A 21,245-nucleotide genomic window follows, 5' to 3' on the forward strand; every position below is an offset into this window, starting at 1 on the left:
ATCTGGTCATACGCCGTGAACGACGCCCCGCCCGACTCAGCCAGAACCTTCGTGATCGCAGCCGTCAAAGACGTCTTGCCATGGTCAACGTGACCAATCGTTCCGATATTGCAGTGCGGCTTCGTCCGCGCAAACTTCTCTTTGGCCATCGTAGCCTCCGTCAGATCTTGTTCAAATGTTCAGTCGAATGGGTGGATCAGGCGTACTTGGCCTGAACCTCGGCGGCGACCGCCGAAGGAACCTGCTCGTAGTGGTCGAACTGCATCGTGTAGTTGGCGCGTCCCTGGCTGAACGAGCGCAGCTGGTTGACATAGCCGAACATGTTCGCCAGCGGCACCATCGCGTTGACGACGACGGCGTTGCCGCGCATGTCCTGGCCCTGGATCTGGCCACGACGCGAGTTCAGATCGCCGATGACCGAACCGGTATAGTCTTCCGGGGTCACGACTTCGACCTTCATGATCGGCTCGAGCAGCACGGAACCGCCCTTCTGCAGACCTTCGCGAAGTGCAGCCCGCGAGGCGATTTCGAAGGCCAGGGCCGACGAGTCGACTTCGTGGAAGGCACCGTCGATCAACGTCACCTTGACGTCCACCACCGGGAAGCCGGCGAGCACGCCCGAACCGATGACCGAGTTCAGGCCCTTTTCGACGCCGGGGATGTATTCCTTCGGCACCGAGCCGCCGACGACCTTCGACTCGAACTCGAAGCCCTTGCCGGTCTCGTTCGGCTCGATGACCAGCTTGACGCGGGCGAACTGGCCCGTACCACCGGTCTGCTTCTTGTGGGTGTAGTCGACCTCGGCCTTCTTGGTCAGCGTCTCGCGATAGGCAACCTGAGGCGCGCCGATATTGGCGTCGACCTTGTAGGTGCGCTTCAGGATGTCGACCTTGATGTCGAGATGCAGTTCGCCCATGCCCTTCAGGATGGTCTGGCCGCTCTCCTGATCGGTCGAGACGCGGAAGGACGGATCCTCGTTCGCGAGCTTCGACAGGGCCAGGCCCAGCTTCTCCTGGTCGGCCTTGGACTTCGGCTCGATCGCGATCGTGATGACCGGCTCGGGGAACTCCATCCGCTCCAGGATGACCGCATGGGTCGGGTCGCACAGCGTGTCGCCGGTACGGACATCCTTGAGGCCGGCCAGGGCGACGATGTCGCCGGCAAAAGCCTCCTTGATGTCTTCACGGTTGTTCGCGTGCATCAGCAGCATGCGACCGACACGTTCCTTCTTGTCGCGCGTCGAGTTGATCACGCCGGCGCCGGTCTCGATCTTGCCCGAGTAGACGCGGCAGAACGTGATCGTGCCGACGAAGGGGTCGTCCATGATCTTGAAGGCGAGCATTGAGAAGGGATCTTCGTCGCGCGGATGACGAACGGTCTCTTCTTCGGTCTTGAAATCGATGCCCTTGATGTCGCCACGATCGACCGGCGACGGCAGGTAATCGACGACCGCGTCGAGCAGGGGCTGAACGCCCTTGTTCTTGAAGGACGAGCCGCAGAGCACGGGGTGGAAGGCGCGACGCTGGACCGCGGTGCGGACCAGCTGGCGCAGCGTGTCGGCAGACGGCTCGGTGCCTTCGAGATAGGCTTCCATCGCCGCATCGTCCATCTCGACGGCGGCTTCGACCAGCTTGCCACGATACTCGGCAGCCTTGTCGGCGAGATCGGCAGGGATCTCCTTCTCTTCGAAAGAGGCGCCCAGCGCTTCGCCGTTCCAAACGATCGCCTTCATCTTCACCAGGTCGATGACGCCGGCGAATTCCGCCTCCGAACCGATCGGGATCTGCAGGCAGACCGGCTTGCCGGCGACGCGGTCAATGATGTCCTGGACGCAGCGATAGAAATCGGCGCCGATCTTGTCCATCTTGTTGACGAAGACGACGCGCGGAACGTCGTACTTGTCGGCCTGGCGCCAGACGGTTTCAGTCTGGGGCTCGACACCCTGGTTGCCGTCGAGCACGCAGACGGCACCATCGAGCACGCGCAGCGAACGCTCGACTTCAATGGTGAAGTCGACGTGGCCAGGGGTGTCGATGATGTTCAGGCGATGGTCGCGCCACAGGCAGGTCGTCGCGGCGGAGGTGATCGTGATGCCACGCTCCTGCTCCTGCGTCATCCAGTCCATGGTGGCCGCGCCATCATGGACTTCGCCGATCTTATGCGACTTGCCGGTATAGAACAGGATACGCTCGGTCGTCGTCGTCTTGCCGGCGTCGATATGCGCCATGATACCGAAGTTGCGGTACCGATCGATGGGATGGGAACGGGGCATGAGAGTGCTCTGTCTTTCGTCGGGTGCCGCGGATTACCAGCGGTAATGCGAGAAGGCGCGGTTGGCTTCCGCCATCCGGTGCGTGTCTTCACGCTTCTTCACCGCGTTGCCGCGGTTGTTCGCCGCGTCCATCAGCTCGGCCGAGAGACGCTCAACCATGGTCTTGTCGTTACGGCCGCGAGCAGCCGAGATCAGCCAGCGGATCGCCAGCGCCTGACGGCGCTCGGTGCGAACCTCGACCGGAACCTGATAGGTCGCGCCACCGACACGACGCGAGCGAACCTCGATCGCCGGGGCGACGTTCTCGAGAGCGCTCTTGAAGACGGAAAGCGGGTCGCTCTTCGTCTTGCCTTCGATGATGTCGAAAGCGCCGTAGACGATCCGCTCTGCGGTCGACTTCTTACCTTCGTACATCACGGAGTTCATGAACTTCGTGACCACGATATCACCGAACTTCGGGTCCGGGATAACTTCGCGTTTTTCGGCGCTATGGCGGCGGGACATCGTCTAGTCTCCGGTCAAATCTCAAAAGCTGCGAACCGCCTCAGCATCAAGCCTCGGCGGTCGGGCAGAAAATCACTTAGGACGCTTGGCGCCGTACTTCGAACGGCGCTGCTTGCGGTTCTTGACGCCCTGCGTATCGAGCACACCGCGCAGGATGTGGTAGCGCACGCCGGGCAAGTCCTTGACGCGACCGCCGCGGATCATCACCACGGAGTGTTCCTGAAGGTTGTGACCCTCACCCGGGATGTAGCCAATGACCTCGAAGCCGTTGGTCAAACGCACCTTGGCAACCTTACGAAGCGCCGAGTTCGGCTTCTTCGGAGTGGTCGTATAGACGCGGGTGCAAACGCCGCGCTTCTGCGGGCAGGACTCAAGCGCCGGAGCGGTGTTGCGCGCCTTGACGGGCGAGCGCGGCTTGCGGATCAGCTGGCTGATTGTCGGCATTCTGGCCTCTCGCTCCACTGAGCGGTTGGAATTCTTTTCGGTCGCTCCCCGAACCGGTCAAAGCCATGACATAAACGAAGCCGCGCCGTCGGCTCCCCTCGGGTGCCTCAGGCGCGCTCGCCATGCAGAGGAACACGGAACTCGTCCGCATTCATGCGTCTTGCCATGTCGTCAATCGACGCAGGAATTTACGACGGCGTTTCGGTCGCGAAATTCGCTCGCAGCAGAGGCAAGCGACAAACGTGTCCGACAACCGTCGACAGTGGCGCGCTTATGACTCAGGTGGAGATTCGCGTCAACCCCGAATTCGCATTCGCAGGGAAAGCGTTAACCACCACCCTGCTAAGGGCCGGCTCGGCCGTCATGGCCCCCCGGAGGTCGGCAGGCGGCTGAGGGTGAAGATCACCAATGCCGTCAGGGCAAGGTAGAGCGAAACGCCTCGCAACACCACCATAGCCACTCCCCTCTTCCCAACCAATCATGCGTCGACGGGTTGCGGTCCAGGCAACTCCCATTTGGGAGCGGTGATCTTCGGGTGCGATTGCCGCAGTATGATCTCATCAGCCGAACGGGGCTAGCGCAGCACCAGTCTGACCAGCAGGGCGGATAGCTCGCTCTGGCGGGAAACGCCCACCTTGGCGAAGACGCGCTTGAGCGTGGTCCGCGCCGTCTCCTCCGAGATTCCCAGGGCCTGGGACGCGTTGCGAGGGGCAAGTCCTGCGCCGACGAGCGCAGCGATCCGGGCCTCGGCCAATGTGAGGCCGAACAGGTCGCGCACGAGCGCCGGATCGGCGGGCTCGCCTGGCTGCGCGCTGGTCACAACGGCAATCACACTGGTCTCTGAGAGCATGCGCTCTACGCCCGTGGCGGTGGGTGTGCAGACCGGCAGGACATGCACGGCAAGCGTCCCATCTCGATCCAGTCCGGGGATCAGCAGCGGCCGCGGCACCGCCGTCAAGGTATCGGCACTCGCCGCGCCCGCTCGTGCGATCGCTTCGGACAAGGCCTCCTGCTGCAGGACGGAGCGCGCCGCCAGTCGACCTTGCGAGATCAGCAGCGCATCACCGCATAACTGCTCCGCGACGGGGTTTGCGAAAATCACGTGACCGGTTGCATCGAGCAAGAACACCCCGACGCTCAGCCGCGCCAGCACGTCGGCCAGTGAATGCTGGGTCGCTTCCGCGGTGATCAGGCGGATGCCGAGCCTGAGCGCATTCTCGACATGCCGCCCCAGCTGGCTGAGTGCTGCGAGCTCCTCCTCGGCGAAGGCTGGCTTGCTGTCGGCGCGCTGGATCGAGAGCGCAACGGCGACATGGGGGTCCGGCGAGATGCTGACGCCTGCGAACCATTTCAGCCCCTGGCGCTTGAGGAACTGGCTGTAGAACGGCAGGGTTTCGAGTTCCTCGGACGTTGCGATGTGACGTTCGGTGATCGCATCGCTCCGGGTCAGGTATCCCCTCTCGCGCGAGCGGGCGAAGCGCACATCGTGCCGCCACCATTCGTCCCGGTCATACTCCTTCTGCCCCTCGGCGAGGCTCGGCGAGACAATGATCCCGTAGCTGCCATCGTCCCGCTGGTAGATCATCACGGCGCCGACATCGTCGAAGCAATCGGCAATGGCCTGCAGAGCGGCGGGCCAAAGCGACGGCGTGGCCGCGGCCGCATAGACCGCCTCCACCGCACTGACAAAGCGCTGACCGTCCATCGACGAACTCCCAACTGATTAACATGTTAGATCACAGCTGGTCGCGGAGGCGAAATTCTCCTTTCGTAGCTGAGGCCGCCATGAACAGGCCGGAGAGCCTGCGCCAAACAAAAAGGGCCGCCCGAAGGCGGCCCTTTCGCAAGTCGTGTTCGGCAGCGCCTTATTCGGCGGCCGGAAGCACCGCCGCAGCAGCTGCAGCCTTGGCCGCCGCATCCGCCTTCTGGCCGACGATCAGATCGTCGCGGCGCAACGCCACCTGCTTGATACGGGCAACCTGGGCGCCCGTGCCGGCCGGGATGAGCGAGCCGACGATGACGTTCTCCTTGAGGCCTTCGAGGGTATCGTACTTGCCGTTGACCGCCGCCTCGGTGAGGACGCGGGTGGTCTCCTGGAACGACGCCGCCGAGATGAAGGAGCGCGTCTGCAAGCTCGCCTTGGTGATGCCGAGCAGGACCGGAACGCCGCTGGCCGGCTTCTTGCCCTCTTCGCGCATCTTGGCGTTGATCTCCTCCAGTTCGATCCGATCGATCTGGTCGCCGGTGATGATGTCGGTATCACCGGACTCGGTGATCTCGATCTTCTGCAGCATCTGCCGGACGATGACCTCGATGTGCTTGTCGTTGATGCCCACGCCCTGGAGGCGATAGACCTCCTGGATCTCGTTGACGAGATAAGCCGCGAGCTCTTCGACGCCCTTGATCGCCAGGATATCGTGCGGAGCCGGATTGCCGTCCAGGATGTAGTCGCCCATCTCGACGACGTCGCCGTCCTGGAGATGGATGTGCTTGCCCTTCGGGATCAGGTACTCGAGCCCGTCCGAGCCGTCATGCGGGGTCAGCGTGACCCGGCGCTTGTTCTTGTAGTCCTTGCCGAAGCCGATGACGCCGGCCTTTTCGGCAATGATCGCAGCGTCCTTCGGACGACGTGCCTCGAACAGTTCCGCCACCCGCGGCAGACCGCCGGTGATGTCACGGGTCTTGGCCGAGTCGGTCGAGACACGGGCGAGCACGTCGCCGGCCTTGGTCATCTGGCCCGGCTCCATCGAGATGATGCCGTCGACGGGCAGGATGTAGCGGGCTTCGCCACCGCGGGCGAGCTTCGCAACCTTGCCGTCAGGGCCGTGCACCGTGATCGCCGGACGCAGATCCGACGTCCGGGCCGACCCACGCCAGTCGATGACGACGCGCTTGCTGATGCCGGTCGCCTCGTCCGTCGTCTCGGTGATCGACATGCCGTCCACGAGATCCTCGTAGCCGACAGAGCCGTCCACCTCGGCCAGGATCGGGCGGGAATAGGGATCCCACTCCGCCAGGCGCTGGCCGCGCTTGACCTTATCGCCTTCGTCGACCCGCATCTTCGAGCCGAACTGGACACGGTGCACCGCGCGCTCGGCGCCGTCCGGACCGACGATCACGATGGCGATGTTGCGCGCCATGGCGATCAGGTCACCATCCGAGTTGCGCGCCGCATTGCGGTTGCGGATCTTCACCGTGCCCTCGAAATTGGACTCGATGAACGACTGGTCCGCGATCGTCGCCGCGCCGCCGATGTGGAAGGTACGCATGGTGAGCTGCGTACCCGGCTCACCGATCGACTGTGCCGCGATGACGCCGACCGCCTCACCCATGTTGACGGGCGTGCCGCGGGCAAGATCGCGCCCGTAGCAGGTGGCGCAGACGCCATTCTTGGTCTCGCAGGTGAGAACCGAACGGATCTTCACCTCCTGGACGCCGGCAGCGTTGATCTTCTCGATATGGCTTTCCTCGATCATCGTACCCTTCGGCACGAGGACGTTGCCGTCGATATCCGTGACATCCTCCGCCGCAGAGCGGCCGAGGATGCGGATGCCGAGCGAAGCCACCACCTGACCGGCATCGATGATGGCGCGCATCTTGATGCCGTTATCCGAGCCGCAATCGACCTCGGAGATGATGGCATCCTGCGCCACGTCGACGAGACGGCGGGTGAGATAACCCGAGTTCGCCGTCTTGAGCGCGGTATCGGCCAGACCCTTACGGGCACCGTGCGTCGAGTTGAAGTACTCGAGCACGTCCAGGCCTTCCTTGAAGTTCGAGATGATCGGGCTCTCGATGATCTCGCCGGACGGCTTGGCCATCAGGCCGCGCATGGCGGCGAGCTGGCGCATCTGGGCCGGCGAACCACGGGCACCCGAGTGGCTCATCATGTAGATCGAGTTGATCGGCTTATCGCGGCCGTTCTCGTCCTTCTTAACGGTCGAGATGCGCGCCATCATCTCCTGGGCGAGCTTGTCGGAGCACTTCGCCCAGGCGTCGACGACCTTGTTGTACTTCTCGCCCTGGGTGATCAGGCCGTCCTGGTACTGCTGCTCGTAGTCCTTGGCGAGCGCACGGGTGGTGTCGACGATCTCCCACTTGTTCTCCGGCACGACCATGTCGTCCTTGCCGAAGGAGATGCCGGCCTTGAAGGCGTGCTTGAAGCCGAGGCCCATGACGCGATCGCAGAAGATGACCGATTCCTTCTGACCGCAGCCGCGATAGACGGCGTCGATCATTCCGGAGATCTCCTTCTTCGTCATCAGGCGATTGACGACGTCGAAGGTCACGGCCGGGTGCTCAGGCAGCGCGGTCGAGAGGATCACGCGGCCGGGCGTGGTGTCGTAGATCTTGGTGTAGGACTTGCCGTCCTGGCCGACGCCGGTCCAGCGATATTTGATCTTCGAATGCAGCGTCACGACCTTCTCGTGCAGCGCGTATTCGAGTTCGCCGAAATCGCCGAAGATCTTGCCCTGGCCTGGCTCGCCATCCGAGATGATCGAGAGGTAATACAGGCCGAGCACGATATCCTGCGACGGCACGATGATCGGCTGGCCGTTCGCCGGGTGCAGGATGTTGTTGGTCGACATCATCAGCACGCGCGCTTCCAGCTGCGCCTCGAGCGACAGCGGGACGTGCACGGCCATCTGGTCGCCGTCGAAGTCGGCGTTGAACGCGGCGCAGACCAGCGGGTGAAGCTGGATCGCCTTGCCTTCGATCAGCACCGGCTCGAAGGCCTGGATGCCGAGACGGTGCAGCGTCGGAGCGCGGTTCAGCAGAACCGGATGCTCGCGGATGACCTCGTCCAGGATATCCCAGACTTCCGGCTTCTCCTTCTCGACCAGCTTCTTGGCCTGCTTGACCGTGGTCGAGTAGCCCTTCGCATCGAGACGCGCATAGATGAACGGCTTGAACAGCTCGAGCGCCATCTTCTTCGGCAGGCCGCACTGGTGCAGCTTCATCTCCGGGCCGACGACGATGACCGAACGGCCGGAATAGTCGACGCGCTTGCCCAGCAGGTTCTGCCGGAAGCGGCCCTGCTTGCCCTTCAGCATGTCGGCAAGCGACTTAAGCGGGCGCTTGTTGGCACCCGTGATGACCCGGCCGCGGCGGCCGTTGTCGAACAATGCGTCGACCGATTCCTGCAGCATCCGCTTCTCGTTGCGGATGATGATGTCCGGCGCACGCAGCTCGATCAGGCGCTTCAAGCGGTTATTGCGGTTGATGACGCGGCGATAGAGATCGTTCAGATCCGAGGTCGCGAAGCGGCCGCCATCCAGCGGCACCAGCGGACGCAGATCCGGCGGGATCACCGGAACGATGGTCATCACCATCCATTCCGGCTTGTTGCCAGATTCCTGGAACGCCTCGATGATCTTGAGGCGCTTCATCAGCTTCTTGGGCTTCAGCTCCGAGGTCGTCGTCGCGATCTCGTGCTTCAGATCCATGTTGATCTTGTCGAGATCGAGCGCGCGCAGCATCTCGCGGATGGCTTCCGCGCCGATCATCGCCGTGAAGGTGTCAGCGCCATACTCTTCCTGGCAGCGGACATACTCCTCCTCGGACAGGAGCTGACGGTCCTTGAGGGGCGTCAGGCCCGGCTCGATGACGACATACGACTCGAAATAGAGCACCCGCTCGAGTTCCTTGAGCGGCATGTCCATCAGCAGGCCGATACGCGACGGCAGCGACTTCAGGAACCAGATATGGGCAACCGGAGCGGCGAGTTCGATATGGCCCATGCGCTCGCGCCGGACGCGTGCGAGCGTCACTTCGACGCCGCACTTCTCGCAGATCACGCCCTTGAACTTCATGCGCTTGTACTTGCCGCACAAGCACTCGTAGTCCTTGATCGGCCCAAAGATGCGGGCGCAGAACAGGCCGTCGCGCTCGGGCTTGAAGGTACGGTAGTTGATGGTCTCGGGCTTCTTGATCTCGCCATAGGACCACGACAGGATCTTTTCCGGGCTCGCGATCGAGATCTTGATCGCGTCGAACGCCTGCTGTGTCGGCTGCTGGCCGAAAAGGTTCATGACCTCTTGCTTCATCGCCTGTCTCCTGCCGCCGGCGGGGGAGTGAACCGCCCTGCCCGGCCATCATGCGAATAAGCCGGCGGCGTGAGTGTCGCCGGCATGCTGTGTTCGTCTCGAGGCGGCCCGTTTGGGCCCGCCCCCTTATTCGGCAGCTTCGGCCGGCGGCAATTCGCCCGGCTTCTGCTTGTTGCTGATCAATTCGACATTGAGGCCGAGCGAGCGCATTTCCTTGACGAGAACGTTGAAGCTCTCGGGGATGCCCGCCTCGAAATTGTCCTCGCCGCGCACGATCGACTCGTAGACCTTGGTGCGGCCCGCCACGTCGTCCGACTTCACCGTCAGCATTTCCTGCAGGGTGTAGGCGGCGCCGTAGGCTTCGAGCGCCCAGACCTCCATTTCGCCGAAGCGCTGACCGCCGAACTGCGCCTTGCCGCCCAGCGGCTGCTGGGTCACGAGCGAGTACGGGCCGATCGAACGCGCGTGGATCTTGTCGTCGACCAGGTGGTGCAGCTTCAGCATGTAGATGTAGCCGACCGTGACCTTGCGATCGAAGGGCTCGCCGGTCCGTCCGTCATAGAGCGTGACCTGACCGGACTTGTTGAGCCCCGCCTGCTCGAGCAGATGCTCGATGTCCGACTCCTTGGCGCCGTTGAAGACCGGGGTCGCGATCGGAACGCCGCGGCGCAGGTTCTGGCCCATCTCGACCAGCTCCGCATCGTCCATCGACGCAACGATCTCGTTGTCGCCATACACGGCCTCGAAGCTTGCCCGCAGAGCCTTGCCGTCATGCGCCTTCTTGTAGACGTCGATGGCCTTGGCGATCTGCTTGCCGAGACCGGCAGCGGCCCAGCCCAGATGGGTTTCCAGGATCTGACCGACATTCATGCGGCTCGGCACGCCGAGCGGGTTCAGCACGATGTCGGCATGGGTTCCGTCCTCGAGGAAGGGCATATCCTCGGCGGGAACGATGCGCGAGACGACGCCCTTGTTTCCGTGACGGCCGGCCATCTTGTCGCCCGGCTGGATCTTGCGCTTCACGGCGACGAAGACCTTGACCATCTTCATCACGCCCGGAGGCAGTTCGTCGCCGCGCTGTAGCTTCTCGACCTTGTCGAGGAAGCGCTGCTCGAGGCGCTTCTTCGACTCGTCGTACTGCTTCCGCATGGCCTCGATTTCGGTCATCAGGGCGTCGTCGCCGACGGCGAACAACCACCACTGCGAACGCGGGAACTCGCTCATCCCCTCGCGGGTGATGACCGTGTCCTTCTTGAAGCCCTTCGGACCAGCAAGGCCGGTCTTGCCGGTCAGGATCTCGGCCAGACGCGCAAAGGTGTTGCGGTCCAGGATCGCCTGCTCGTCGTCGCGGTCCTTGGCAAGACGCTCGATCTCCTCGCGCTCGATCGCCTGGGCGCGCTCGTCCTTGTCGACGCCGTGGCGATTGAACACGCGCACTTCGACGATGGTGCCCTGCACGCCCGGCGGAACACGCAGCGAGGTGTCGCGGACATCCGAAGCCTTCTCGCCGAAGATGGCGCGCAGAAGCTTCTCTTCCGGCGTCATCGGGCTTTCGCCCTTCGGCGTGATCTTGCCGACCAGGATGTCACCCGCAGCGACTTCCGCGCCGATATAGACGATGCCGGCTTCGTCGAGGTTCTTCAGCGCCTCTTCCGAAACGTTCGGAATGTCGCGCGTGATTTCCTCAGGGCCGAGCTTCGTATCGCGGGCCATGACCTCGAACTCCTCGATATGGATCGAGGTGAAGATGTCTTCCGAGACGATCTTCTCCGAGAGCAGGATCGAGTCCTCGAAGTTGTAGCCGTTCCACGGCATGAACGCGACGAGCACGTTGCGGCCGAGAGCCAGTTCGCCGAGCTCCGTCGACGGGCCGTCGGCGACGATGTCGCCCTTCTTGATCATGTCGCCGACGCGCACCAGCGGACGCTGCGTGATGCAGGTCGACTGGTTCGAGCGCTGGAACTTCTGCAGACGGTAGATGTCGACGCCCGGCTTGGTCGGGTCCATCTCGTCGGAGGCGCGGATAACGATACGCGTCGCGTCGACCTGGTCGACGATGCCGGCGCGGCGGGCAGCGATGGCGGCACCCGAGTCACGGGCGACGACCGCTTCCATGCCGGTGCCGACGAAGGGCGCGTCGGCACGAACCAGCGGCACCGCCTGGCGCTGCATGTTCGAGCCCATCAGCGCGCGGTTGGCGTCGTCGTTCTCAAGGAACGGGATCAGCGCGGCGGCGACCGAAACGAGCTGCTTCGGGGACACGTCCATGAAGTCGACCTTGTCGACCGGCGTGACGATGACTTCACCGGCGCGGCGGCAAACGATCAGGTCGTCGGTCAGACGGCCGCTCGCATCGGTCGCGGCGTTCGCCTGGGCGACGTTGTACTTCGCCTCCTCCATCGCCGAGAGATAGATGATCTCGTCGGTGAGCTGGCCGTCGCGGATGCGGCGGTAGGGGCTCTCGATGAAGCCGTACTTGTTCACCCGCGCGAAGGTGGCGAGCGAGTTGATCAGTCCGATATTCGGACCTTCCGGCGTTTCGATCGGGCAGATGCGGCCGTAATGGGTCGGGTGCACGTCGCGCACCTCGAAGCCGGCGCGCTCGCGGGTCAAACCACCCGGGCCAAGCGCCGAAAGACGGCGCTTGTGAGTGACTTCCGAAAGCGGGTTCGTCTGGTCCATGAACTGCGAGAGCTGCGACGAGCCGAAGAACTCGCGCACGGCGGCAGCCGCCGGCTTGGCGTTGATCAGGTCCTGCGGCATCACCGTGTCGATATCGACCGACGACATGCGCTCCTTGATGGCGCGCTCCATGCGCAGCAGGCCCAGGCGGTACTGGTTCTCCATGAGCTCGCCGACCGAGCGCACACGGCGGTTGCCGAGATGGTCGATGTCGTCGATCTCGCCCTTGCCATCGCGCAGGTCGACCAGCGCCTTGACGACCGCGAAGATGTCCTCCTTGCGCAGGATGCGCACGGTGTCTTCGGCGTCGAGATCGAGACGCATGTTCATCTTCACGCGACCGACGGCCGAAAGGTCGTAGCGCTCCGAGTCGAAGAACAGCGACTGGAACATGTTCTCGGCGGTCTCGAGCGTCGGCGGCTCGCCGGGACGCATCACGCGGTAGATGTCGAACAGCGCTTCCTCGCGGCGCGAGTTCTTGTCCACGTTGAGCGTGTTGCGGATGTAGGGACCGACCGTGATGTGGTCGATATCCAGCACCGGGATCTCGTCGAAACCTTCATCGGTCAGGAGCTTGAGCAGCTTCTCGCTGATCTCCTCGCCCGCCTCGGCGAAGACCTCGCCGGTCGCCGGATTGACCAGATCCTCGGCAATGTACTGGCCGTAGAGATCCTCGTCAGTGGCGCGCAGGAACTTCAGGCCCTTCTCGGCGAGCTGGCGGGCGGTACGGGCGACCAGCTTCTTGCCGGCCTCGACCACGACCTCGCCGGTGTCGGCGTCGATCATGTCGACCGTCGCCTTGAAGCCCTTCATGCGCTCGGCGTCGTAGGGAACGCGCCAGCCCTGCTTATCCTTGGCGTAGGCGATGTGGTTGTAGAAGCGGCTGAGGATCTCCTCGCCGTCCATGCCGAGGGCGAACAGCAGCGACGTCACCGGGATCTTACGCTTCCGGTCGATACGCGCGTAGACGATGTCCTTGGCGTCGAACTCGATGTCGAGCCAGGAGCCGCGATAGGGAATGATGCGCGCGGCAAAGAGCAGCTTGCCCGACGAATGGGTCTTGCCCTTGTCGTGATCGAAGAACACGCCCGGCGAACGGTGCATCTGCGAGACGATCACGCGCTCGGTGCCGTTGACGATGAAGGTGCCGTTATCCGTCATGAGCGGCATGTCGCCCATGTAGACATCCTGCTCCTTGATGTCCTTGACCGACTTCGCCTGGGTGTCGGGATCGATATCGAACACGATCAGGCGCAGCGTCACCTTGAGCGGGGCCGAGAAGGTCATGCCGCGCTGACGGCATTCGTCGACGTCGTATTTCGGCGGCTCGAAGGTGTATTTCACGAATTCGAGCAGCGAAGCGCCAGCGAAATCGCCGATCGGGAACACCGACTTGAAGACGGACTGCAGGCCCTCGTCGGAGCGGCCGCCCTTGGGCTCGTCCACCATCAGGAACTGGTCGTAAGACGCCTTCTGAACCTCGATGAGGTTCGGCATCTGCGCGACTTCCTTGAGTTTTCCGAAGAACTTGCGGACGCGTCTGCGGCCCTGGAGCGAATTGACCATGTTGTTCCTCGCGATCTCTCTCGGACGGCTCACCCGGCGGCCCGCTCGCGGACCAGTCTTGGCAGCCACAGGCCGCCGGGGGAGCCGTTCGGCGCTTCGGCGCGCCGACATCAACTGAACTGGCCTTCCCGATGGAGCTCGTGCCCCGGAAAGCCTCTTGCATTCCTTGCGCCGCATTCCGCTTGCCGGAAACGACGCAACAGCCCCGGAGGCGGAAGACCGCCCCGGGACTGTCGTGTACGACTAGGGTCGGACCGGCATCAGCCGGCCCTGCTCACTTGAGCTCGACCTTGGCGCCGACGGCCTCGAGCTGCTTCTTGAGCTTCTCGGCCTCGTCCTTGGTCACGCCTTCCTTGAGCGGCTTCGGAGCGGCTTCCACCAGATCCTTGGCTTCCTTCAGGCCGAGACCGGTGATGGCGCGGACTTCCTTGATCACTTCGATCTTCTTGTCGCCGGCGGCGGCGAGAACGACAGTGAACTCGGTCTGCTCTTCAACAGCGGCAGCCGGAGCGCCACCGGCCGGGCCAGCCGCAACAGCGACGGCGGCAGCAGCGGAAACGCCCCACTTCTCTTCGAGAAGCTTGGCGAGGTCAGCGGCCTCGAGGACGGTCAGGGAGGACAGCTCGTCAACGAGCTTAGCAAGATCAGCCATGGTATGTTCCTACGATAAAGAGGTTCGAACGTTGATCAGGTTGGCAGACGGCCTCAGGCCGCATCCTTGTCGGCATATGCCTGAAACACGCGAGCGAGCTTTGCAGCAGGCGCTGTCGAGAGCTGAGCGATCTTGGTTGCCGGGGCCTGGAGAAGGCCGAGCAACTTGGCGCGCAGTTCGTCGAGCGAGGGCATCGTGGCCAGGGCCTTGACACCATCCGGGTTCAGGGAGGTCTTGCCCATCGCGCCACCGAGGATGACAAGCTTGTCATTGTCCTTGGCGAAAGCGACGGCGACCTTCGGCGCCGCGACCGGATCGCTGGAATAAGCGATCAGGGTGGGGCCCTTCAGCAGGGGGCTGATGGACGCGACGTCGGTGCCTTCAAGAGCGATCTTGGCCAGCCGGTTCTTTGCGACCTTCACAGTGGCGCCATTGGCCTTCATCTCACGACGAAGCTTCTGGAACTGTGCCACCGTCAAACCCGCATAGTGGGCCACAACAACGACCGACGTGTTTGCGAACACGCCGTTCAGTGTCGCGACGGCATCATTCTTTGCCGCTCTTTCCACTGGGCTCTCTCCGGTAGGCGGCAAGACGAAACCTTGCCGCCAGTTGCACTTGTCGCGCAGGCTAGGCCGATTGACACCGGCCGGTCACATGCGCGACGCTCAGTGCCCTGTCCCCTTCCCCGGCATCAGCCACGGTCGGGCGAGATGGTTCGAACCGTCTCGAGGTCTCTCGACCTCGGGTAAGCTCTTGCACCGTCTATGCAGGCCTCTTGGCGAAATTATGCCCTCGGGCGAACCCGAAGCGCACCTGCAGTCTCAGACAGGACTGGGTGATTCCGGCACGAAGATCGCTCCGCGCGCCCGAAAAACCCATTCTTCGACGGTAAACCGTCGAAAAACGCGAAACGGACCTCCTCGTGCAAAGCACGCGGAAGCCCTGATCACTTATGGAAACATCGGGATGTCATAGCGACTTCCCTCGCTTCTGCCAAGTGGTGTCTTGATCCCGCGAGATCAAGACGAGCTTGCGGCCGGCGCGAAGCCGGCCGCATGGGAGCCTATCAGCCGCCCAGAACCGTGTTCGGCTCGATCTTGACGCCCGGACCCATGGTCGAGGAGATCGCGACGCGCTGGACATAGGTGCCCTTGGCGCCGGCGGGCTTCGCCTTGGCAACCGAATCCGCGAAGGCACGGATGTTCTCTTCGAGCTTCTCAGCCGTGAACGAGACCTTGCCGACGGCGGCATGCACGATGCCGGCCTTCTCGACGCGGAACTCGACCGAGCCACCCTTGGAGGCTGCAACCGCGCTGGTCACGTCCATGGTCACCGTCCCGACCTTCGGGTTCGGCATCAGGCCGCGCGGGCCGAGCACCTTACCGAGGCGGCCGACGAGCGGCATCATGTCCGGGGTCGCGATGCAGCGATCGAAATCGATCGTGCCCTTCGAGACGATGTCGACCAGTTCCTCGGCGCCAACGACGTCGGCCCCGGCCTTCTTGGCCTCCTCGGCCTTGGCGCCACGAGCGAACACGGCGACGCGCAGGACGCGGCCCGAGCCGTTCGGCAGGTTGCAGACGCCACGGACCATCTGGTCGGCGTGACGCGGATCGACACCGAGATTCATCGCAACTTCGACGGTCTCGTCGAACTTGGCGGTGGCGCGGCCCTTGATCAGGGCGACGGCTTCGGTGAGCGGGTAGAGCTTGGTGCGGTCGATGCCCTCACGGGCCTTGACGACGCGTTTTCCGACGTGTGCCATTGATCCGTTCCCCTCAGCCCACGACTTCCAGGCCCATGGACCGGGCAGAACCCCGGATCATGGCCACGGCCGATTCGACGTTATCGCAGTTCAGATCGGCCATCTTCTTCTCGGCGATCTCCTTGAGCTGCGCCGAGGTGACCTTGCCGACATTGCCGCCGCGACCCGGGGTCTTCGAACCCGAGGTCAGGCCGGCCGCCTTCTTGAGGAAGTACGAAACCGGCGGCTGCTTCATCTCGAAGGTGAAGGAGCGATCCTGATACGCGGTGATGATCACCGGGATCGGCATGCCCTTTTCCATCTGCGCGGTCTTCGCATTGAAGGCCTTGCAGAATTCCATGATGTTGAGGCCGCGCTGACCCAGCGCCGGACCGATCGGCGGCGACGGATTGGCCGCGCCCGCCGGAACCTGAAGCTTCACGTAGCCCGTGATCTTCTTTGCCATGATGGCTGCTCCTGCCGTCCGAACCGGTGCCTACCGGAACGACGACGACCCCTCCCGGACAAAACGCGTCCCGGGCCGGGGTGGTTGCAGAGCGTGGTGCGGCGAGGAATTCCGGTTGGCAAACCGGCACGCCTTCCACGCATGTGAGGCGCGGCCTATGGCATACTCGGGAACGAAGGGGAAGAGCTTTCGCGCTGCGGCATCTTCGCGGCCGCCCTTGAAGAGCGCCCCGCACCCCGCTGGACATAGTCGCCGAGCGCAATGCCGATGTGCAAGACGACCAGCCCCATCAGGACGAAGGCAAGCCAGGCATGGCTCTTGAGCAGTTGCTCGGAATAGCCGGCCCCTTCCGGCCAGATCGCCGGCAGCGTCAGGCCAAGGGCGAGTTCCCGCGCACCAAAATCGGACACGCCGGCCCAGCCGAGCATCGGCACGATGATCAGCGCGGCATAGAGCACGCCATGGACCGCCCTGTCTCCGCCCCCTTCCCGCCAGTGACCGGTCAGGCGCGCGAGCACCCTGTAGGCCATGCGGAAGAGCACGAGCCCGAACAGCCCCGCACCGGTCGTCTTGTGCAAGGTGTAGAGCGTGTCCGCCATCGGCCCATCGCCGATCTGCTTCATCAAGACACCGGAGCAGAAGAGCACGAGGACCAGCACCGCGGTGGCCCAGTGCAGCAGCTTTGCCAGGAACGGGAAGCTGCGCTGCCCCGCGCGATGCGCGGCGGCGCCCACCACAAGCCCCTCCCGGGACGGCGATATCGGCATGGTCATGCGCGCATCCGTTGCGTCTCGGACATGAAGCCATCGACGGTCTGACGGAGTTCGGCAGCCTGGCGGCCGAGATCGGCAGACGCGTGCGTGACCGTCTCGGCAGTCCGACGCCAATCCTCGACCATGCCGGCGACCTGTTCGACCTGATCAGCCAGGAGGCGGACATCGCCGGCGGTCTTGCTTGTGCTCTCGCTGATCGAGCGAGAGCTCGCATCCTGCTTGCGTGCCAGATCGGCGATCGAATCGGCAGCGCGCTCCACCTGGTTGACCGAGGTGACCAGCGCACCGACCCGCATGGTGATGCGCTGAGCCGCGACATTGATCGAATCGAGCCCGCTCCGGACCTGATCGGTCGCTTCGGCGGAGCGGTTTGCCAGCTGCTTGACCTCGGCTGCAACCACGGCGAAGCCGCGGCCACTCTCTCCGGCCCGGGCCGCCTCGATCGTGGCGTTGAGTGCGAGCAGATTGGTCTGGTTCGCGACCGTACCGATGATCTTGATGATCTCCCAAATTGCCCCAACCGCCTCGCATAGCACCACCGTATCGGCCGTGGCCTCCTCGACCAACACCTTGGCGGCGGTCGCAACCTCTGTCGTCCGCTGTGCCTCGCCAGCCGTCGTCGTCAACAGGCGCGAGATATCGATCAGCGAGCGCGAGACATCGTCGACATGGGTCGAGGCCCGCTGCGTCGAGCCGGCTGCGGCGGCCGCTCGCTCGTCCACGGAGCCCGAAAAGCGTGCGAGCTCGCCCGACGCGCCCGACATGCGCGCCGCATGTTGCTCCAGCACCGTTGCAATCGAAGCGATGCGCTGCTGGAAGGCCTGCCCCTGCAATTGGAGACGGTCACGCCGCTCGACCTCGTGCGACAGCACCTCGAGACGCTGTTTGGCCGCCTCCTGCTGGGCCTGCTCGCCGCGCAGATGGGCCAGCAGCGCCCGCGCCAGCATGCCGATCTCATCGCGCCGGATCGCCAGCTTGCCGATCCAGGCCCGGTCCCGCTCGACCGAGCCCAGGGCGCGCGCCATCCCGGTGATCGGCCGCACCAGCCAGCGATATTCCAGCGTGATGACGAGAACGACCAGGAACATGCCGAGCAGCGACAGCAGCAGCTTGTTCTGCCGGGCGTTGTCGACATGCAGAGCCAGCCGACCGCTGACCTCGGTCATGCCCTCGTTCAAGGCGACGCGCAGTTCGTTGCGCTTCGCGGCGAGCCGCTTCAGCGATTCGCGCGCTCCGATATGGTCCGATCCGACCTGCCCCGACAGCTCTCCGAGAAGATCGACAGCCTCCTGCGCGCGCGCATGGACGGAGCCGTGAAGGCGCATGGCGATATCGGCGACGCTCCGCGCCACCACTTCGATATCGGCTTTCTCCGCGGGCGGCCCGCTATCGGACAGAAGCGAGGCGTTCAGCCGCTGATAGGCGGAATCGGCTTGGGCGAGCGCATCACCCGCGCCAGCATAAGCCACCAGATCCCGCGAGAATTGCGTCAGGCGGATCGAGCTGACGACATCGGCGGCGGCAAGGAGAAGCGCAACAAGACCAAGCAGCGCGCCCCAGACGGCAAGACGCTGACCGACAGTTGCCTTGAAGCTCTTCGGAAACATGCAAGCCCGCGCCGGATTTTCGGCGCGGACCTTGCGTCAGCATCGCTTAAAAGTGCCTTAACCAACAAGCTGCCGCAGAAAAATGCGGCCCTCGTGCAAGAGCGCGATCAGATCTTCTCGACCTGGCCGTATTCGAGCTCGACCGGCGTGGCGCGGCCGAAGATCGAGACCGCGACCTTGAGGCGGGCGCGTGCGTGATCGACGTCCTCGACGACACCGTTGAACGAGGCGAAGGGGCCGTCGGCAACCTTGACCTGCTCGCCAACCTCGAAGACCACCGTCGGCTTCGGGCGTTCGATGCCCTCGGCGACCTGGCCCTTGATCCGCATCGCCTCATGCTCGGGGATCGGCATGGGCTTGGCCTTGTCGGCCCCCAGGAAGCCGGTGACCTTCGGCGTGTTCTTGATCAGGTGATAGACCTCGTCGGTCATCTCGCACTTCACCAGGACGTAGCCCGGGAAGAACTTGCGCTCGGCGTCCACCTTGCGGCCACGACGAACCTCGACGACCTTCTCGGTCGGGACCAGCACCTCGTCGAACTTGTCGGCGAGATTGCGCTGCGCCGCCTGATCGCGGATCGACTGCGCGACCTTGTTCTCGAAGTTGGAATAGGCGTGGACGATGTACCAGCGGGTGCTCACGTCAAAACTCCGCTCAGCGTGCGCCAAGGATGAAACCGAGCGACCAGCGAATGATCGTATCGGTAAAGAGGAAGAACAGGCTCGCAGCCACGACCATGGCCAAGACGAGGCCGGTGGTGATCAGCGTCTCGCGCCGCGACGGCCAGGTAACCTTCGCGGCCTCCGAGCGCACCTCCTGCAGGAACTGGAAGGGGTTGGACTTCGCCATTGAGTGGTCACCTCGGTTTCGGGCCGCGCCCGATTCGGACGTCCTGAAAGATTCGCGGCGCGGGGCTCAGGGAGCCGCGCGCCGTCATGAGGCCTCTTACAACGCTCCGGCACGTTAGCCAAGCGCTTTTGATCCGAGCGCTCTCGTCAACCTCGGGGTGCTGCGGGCTTGCGGCCAGGCGATCAGCAGGAAGGGCGGACGTTCGCGCTCCCTCGCCCACTCCGGATGTTCGCCAACCTGATCCGGACCGGCCCCCCCATTCCTCGAGATGGGTCAGGATGAATCCGGCCGCCAGCAACAACTGGAGATAGGTTCCGATCGTTCTATGCTGCTTGATGATGCCCTCGGCCAGCCAGTTCGTCCGGCGCGGCCCTTCGTCGAGATAGGCCCCGACCGGCCATGTCGGCAGCCCCGATGCGTCGCTTGACCAATCCTGGTGCCGGGGCGCCGTCATTATCGGGTGCTCGACGGAGCAGACCAGCACGCCACCAGGAGCGAGTGCTGCATGAACTCGGGCAAGCCAACTTTCGAGCCCCGTCAGATAGTGGAAAGCGAGCGAGCTGTAGGCCAGGTCGAGGGCCTCCGCCTCCGGGCTGAACTGCTCCAGATCAGATTTGAGATAGGACACTGCCGGGTCGCGCGTCTCCGCATGAGCCCGCGCCAGCATCCGCTCGGAAAGCTCGACGCCCAGGACGCTCGCCGCGCCCTGCCCGGCTGTCCAGCGGCAGAACCAGCCAAAACCGCAGCCAAGATCGAGCACGCGCTTGCCGCGCAGTTCCGGCAGGAGGCGGCGCAGCGCATCCCACTCGGGGGCGACGTCAAGACCGTGGATCGAGCGTGGAGCTGGCTGTAACCTTGGAAAAGGTCTCGTCGCCGTAGATGTTCTGCGTCATCGCAGTACGATCGCGAGACTGGCAGGGGCGGCAGGGCTCGAACCTGCGACACCCGGTTTTGGAGACCGGTACTCTACCAACTGAGCTACACCCCTGTAGTCGCGCAGTGCTTTGCCCCAACCCGCCGCGCATTTCAAGTCGAAAAAGAACCGATGTCGACAAGGCTGTGAGCAAAAAGAAAGGGCGGCGTTTCCGCCGCCCTTTCCGAACGCGATGGCGCGCTGTCGATCAGGCGATGATGCTGGCGACGACGCCGGCGCCGACGGTCCTGCCGCCTTCGCGGATGGCGAAGCGCAGCTTCTCCTCCATCGCGATCGGCACGATCAGGTGCACTTCCATGGTGATGTTGTCGCCAGGCATCACCATCTCGGTGCCCTCAGGCAGGTGCACCACGCCGGTCACGTCCGTCGTGCGGAAGTAGAACTGCGGGCGGTAGTTGGTGAAGAACGGCGTATGGCGGCCGCCCTCTTCCTTCGTCAGGATGTAGGCCTCAGCCTTGAACTTGGTGTGCGGCTTCACCGAACCCGGCTTGCACAGAATCTGGCCGCGCTCGACGTCCTCGCGCTTCGTGCCGCGCAGCAGCGCGCCGATGTTGTCGCCAGCCTGGCCCTGGTCCAGCAGCTTGCGGAACATCTCGACGCCGGTCACCGTCGTCTTCACGGTGTCCTTCAGGCCGACGATCTCGATTTCCTCGCCGACCTTGACGATGCCGCGCTCGACGCGACCGGTCACCACCGTGCCAC

At 63.9% G+C, this 21,245-nt stretch carries 17 protein-coding genes and 1 tRNA gene; all 18 read right to left on the reverse strand.

Features of this window, described 5'->3' with window-relative positions:
- The coding region (locus AB4118_RS33155) for a GTP-binding protein (RefSeq protein ID WP_441471810.1) at positions 1-149 on the reverse strand (149 nt) is incomplete at its 3' end.
- Positions 150-196: 47 nt separating this feature from the next.
- A complete protein-coding gene (fusA, locus tag AB4118_RS33160) occupies positions 197-2,272 on the reverse strand; it encodes an elongation factor G (protein ID WP_441493755.1) in 2,076 nt (691 codons plus the stop codon).
- Between the two features lie 33 nt (positions 2,273-2,305).
- Positions 2,306-2,776: a 30S ribosomal protein S7 gene (rpsG, locus tag AB4118_RS33165; protein ID WP_043237120.1), complete on the reverse strand. Its 471-nt coding sequence runs from the start codon at positions 2,774-2,776 to the stop codon at positions 2,306-2,308.
- A gap of 72 nt (positions 2,777-2,848) precedes the next feature.
- Positions 2,849-3,220, reverse strand: a complete 372-nt coding sequence (gene rpsL, locus AB4118_RS33170; protein ID WP_038358286.1) for a 30S ribosomal protein S12 — start codon at positions 3,218-3,220, stop codon at positions 2,849-2,851.
- A 574-nt stretch (positions 3,221-3,794) separates the two neighbouring features.
- Positions 3,795-4,925: a helix-turn-helix transcriptional regulator gene (locus tag AB4118_RS33175; RefSeq protein ID WP_441493756.1), complete on the reverse strand. Its 1,131-nt coding sequence runs from the start codon at positions 4,923-4,925 to the stop codon at positions 3,795-3,797.
- A gap of 160 nt (positions 4,926-5,085) precedes the next feature.
- Positions 5,086-9,267: a DNA-directed RNA polymerase subunit beta' gene (rpoC, locus tag AB4118_RS33180; RefSeq protein WP_069880160.1), complete on the reverse strand. Its 4,182-nt coding sequence runs from the start codon at positions 9,265-9,267 to the stop codon at positions 5,086-5,088.
- Positions 9,268-9,393: 126 nt separating this feature from the next.
- Positions 9,394-13,515, reverse strand: a complete 4,122-nt coding sequence (rpoB, locus tag AB4118_RS33185; protein WP_441493757.1) for a DNA-directed RNA polymerase subunit beta — start codon at positions 13,513-13,515, stop codon at positions 9,394-9,396.
- Between the two features lie 274 nt (positions 13,516-13,789).
- Entirely contained in the window at positions 13,790-14,167 is a 378-nt protein-coding gene (rplL, locus tag AB4118_RS33190; RefSeq protein WP_043237129.1) for a 50S ribosomal protein L7/L12, read from the reverse strand.
- A gap of 53 nt (positions 14,168-14,220) precedes the next feature.
- Complete coding sequence (rplJ, locus tag AB4118_RS33195; RefSeq protein WP_043237131.1) at positions 14,221-14,736, reverse strand: 50S ribosomal protein L10; 516 nt, start codon at positions 14,734-14,736, stop codon at positions 14,221-14,223.
- Positions 14,737-15,236: 500 nt separating this feature from the next.
- Positions 15,237-15,935 (reverse strand): 50S ribosomal protein L1, encoded by a 699-nt coding sequence (gene rplA / locus AB4118_RS33200; protein ID WP_043237132.1) that lies wholly within the window; start codon positions 15,933-15,935, stop codon positions 15,237-15,239.
- A gap of 13 nt (positions 15,936-15,948) precedes the next feature.
- Entirely contained in the window at positions 15,949-16,380 is a 432-nt protein-coding gene (gene rplK, locus AB4118_RS33205; protein ID WP_069880157.1) for a 50S ribosomal protein L11, read from the reverse strand.
- 155 nt (positions 16,381-16,535) lie between these two features.
- Entirely contained in the window at positions 16,536-17,153 is a 618-nt protein-coding gene (locus AB4118_RS33210; protein ID WP_441493758.1) for a cytochrome b, read from the reverse strand.
- Positions 17,150-18,760, reverse strand: a complete 1,611-nt coding sequence (locus tag AB4118_RS33215) for a methyl-accepting chemotaxis protein (protein ID WP_441493759.1) — start codon at positions 18,758-18,760, stop codon at positions 17,150-17,152. Before AB4118_RS33215 ends, AB4118_RS33210 begins: the two co-directional genes overlap by 4 nt.
- Positions 18,761-18,867: 107 nt before the next feature.
- The gene (gene nusG / locus AB4118_RS33220) at positions 18,868-19,401 is read right to left on the reverse strand and encodes a transcription termination/antitermination protein NusG (protein ID WP_043237137.1); all 534 of its coding nucleotides are present in this window, start codon (positions 19,399-19,401) and stop codon (positions 18,868-18,870) included.
- Positions 19,402-19,414: 13 nt separating this feature from the next.
- Positions 19,415-19,609 (reverse strand): preprotein translocase subunit SecE, encoded by a 195-nt coding sequence (secE, locus tag AB4118_RS33225; RefSeq protein WP_043237138.1) that lies wholly within the window; start codon positions 19,607-19,609, stop codon positions 19,415-19,417.
- A gap of 7 nt (positions 19,610-19,616) precedes the next feature.
- Positions 19,617-20,441, reverse strand: a complete 825-nt coding sequence (locus AB4118_RS33230) for a class I SAM-dependent methyltransferase (protein WP_441493761.1) — start codon at positions 20,439-20,441, stop codon at positions 19,617-19,619.
- A gap of 80 nt (positions 20,442-20,521) precedes the next feature.
- Positions 20,522-20,597, reverse strand: a tRNA-Trp gene (locus AB4118_RS33235).
- Between the two features lie 133 nt (positions 20,598-20,730).
- A partial coding sequence (locus tag AB4118_RS33240) for an EF-Tu C-terminal domain-related protein (protein WP_441493760.1) occupies positions 20,731-21,245 on the reverse strand: 515 nt, incomplete at its 5' end.

Source organism: Allobosea sp. 2RAB26 (assembly GCF_052115465.1).
Taxonomy (GTDB): Bacteria; Pseudomonadota; Alphaproteobacteria; order Rhizobiales; family Beijerinckiaceae; genus Allobosea.

What these genes read in the sequence shown, in the direction of transcription:
- fusA (WP_441493755.1), bottom strand. Translation starts at nt 2,272, where the DNA reads ATGCCCCGTTCCCATCCCATCGATCGGTACCGCAACTTCGGTATCATG.
- rpsG (WP_043237120.1), bottom strand. Translation starts at nt 2,776, where the DNA reads ATGTCCCGCCGCCATAGCGCCGAAAAACGCGAAGTTATCCCGGACCCG.
- rpsL (WP_038358286.1), bottom strand. Translation starts at nt 3,220, where the DNA reads ATGCCGACAATCAGCCAGCTGATCCGCAAGCCGCGCTCGCCCGTCAAG.
- AB4118_RS33175 (WP_441493756.1), bottom strand. Translation starts at nt 4,925, where the DNA reads ATGGACGGTCAGCGCTTTGTCAGTGCGGTGGAGGCGGTCTATGCGGCC.
- rpoC (WP_069880160.1), bottom strand. Translation starts at nt 9,267, where the DNA reads ATGAAGCAAGAGGTCATGAACCTTTTCGGCCAGCAGCCGACACAGCAG.
- rpoB (WP_441493757.1), bottom strand. Translation starts at nt 13,515, where the DNA reads ATGGTCAATTCGCTCCAGGGCCGCAGACGCGTCCGCAAGTTCTTCGGA.
- rplL (WP_043237129.1), bottom strand. Translation starts at nt 14,167, where the DNA reads ATGGCTGATCTTGCTAAGCTCGTTGACGAGCTGTCCTCCCTGACCGTC.
- rplA (WP_043237132.1), bottom strand. Translation starts at nt 15,935, where the DNA reads ATGGCACACGTCGGAAAACGCGTCGTCAAGGCCCGTGAGGGCATCGAC.
- rplK (WP_069880157.1), bottom strand. Translation starts at nt 16,380, where the DNA reads ATGGCAAAGAAGATCACGGGCTACGTGAAGCTTCAGGTTCCGGCGGGC.
- AB4118_RS33210 (WP_441493758.1), bottom strand. Translation starts at nt 17,153, where the DNA reads ATGACCATGCCGATATCGCCGTCCCGGGAGGGGCTTGTGGTGGGCGCC.
- AB4118_RS33215 (WP_441493759.1), bottom strand. Translation starts at nt 18,760, where the DNA reads ATGTTTCCGAAGAGCTTCAAGGCAACTGTCGGTCAGCGTCTTGCCGTC.
- secE (WP_043237138.1), bottom strand. Translation starts at nt 19,609, where the DNA reads ATGGCGAAGTCCAACCCCTTCCAGTTCCTGCAGGAGGTGCGCTCGGAG.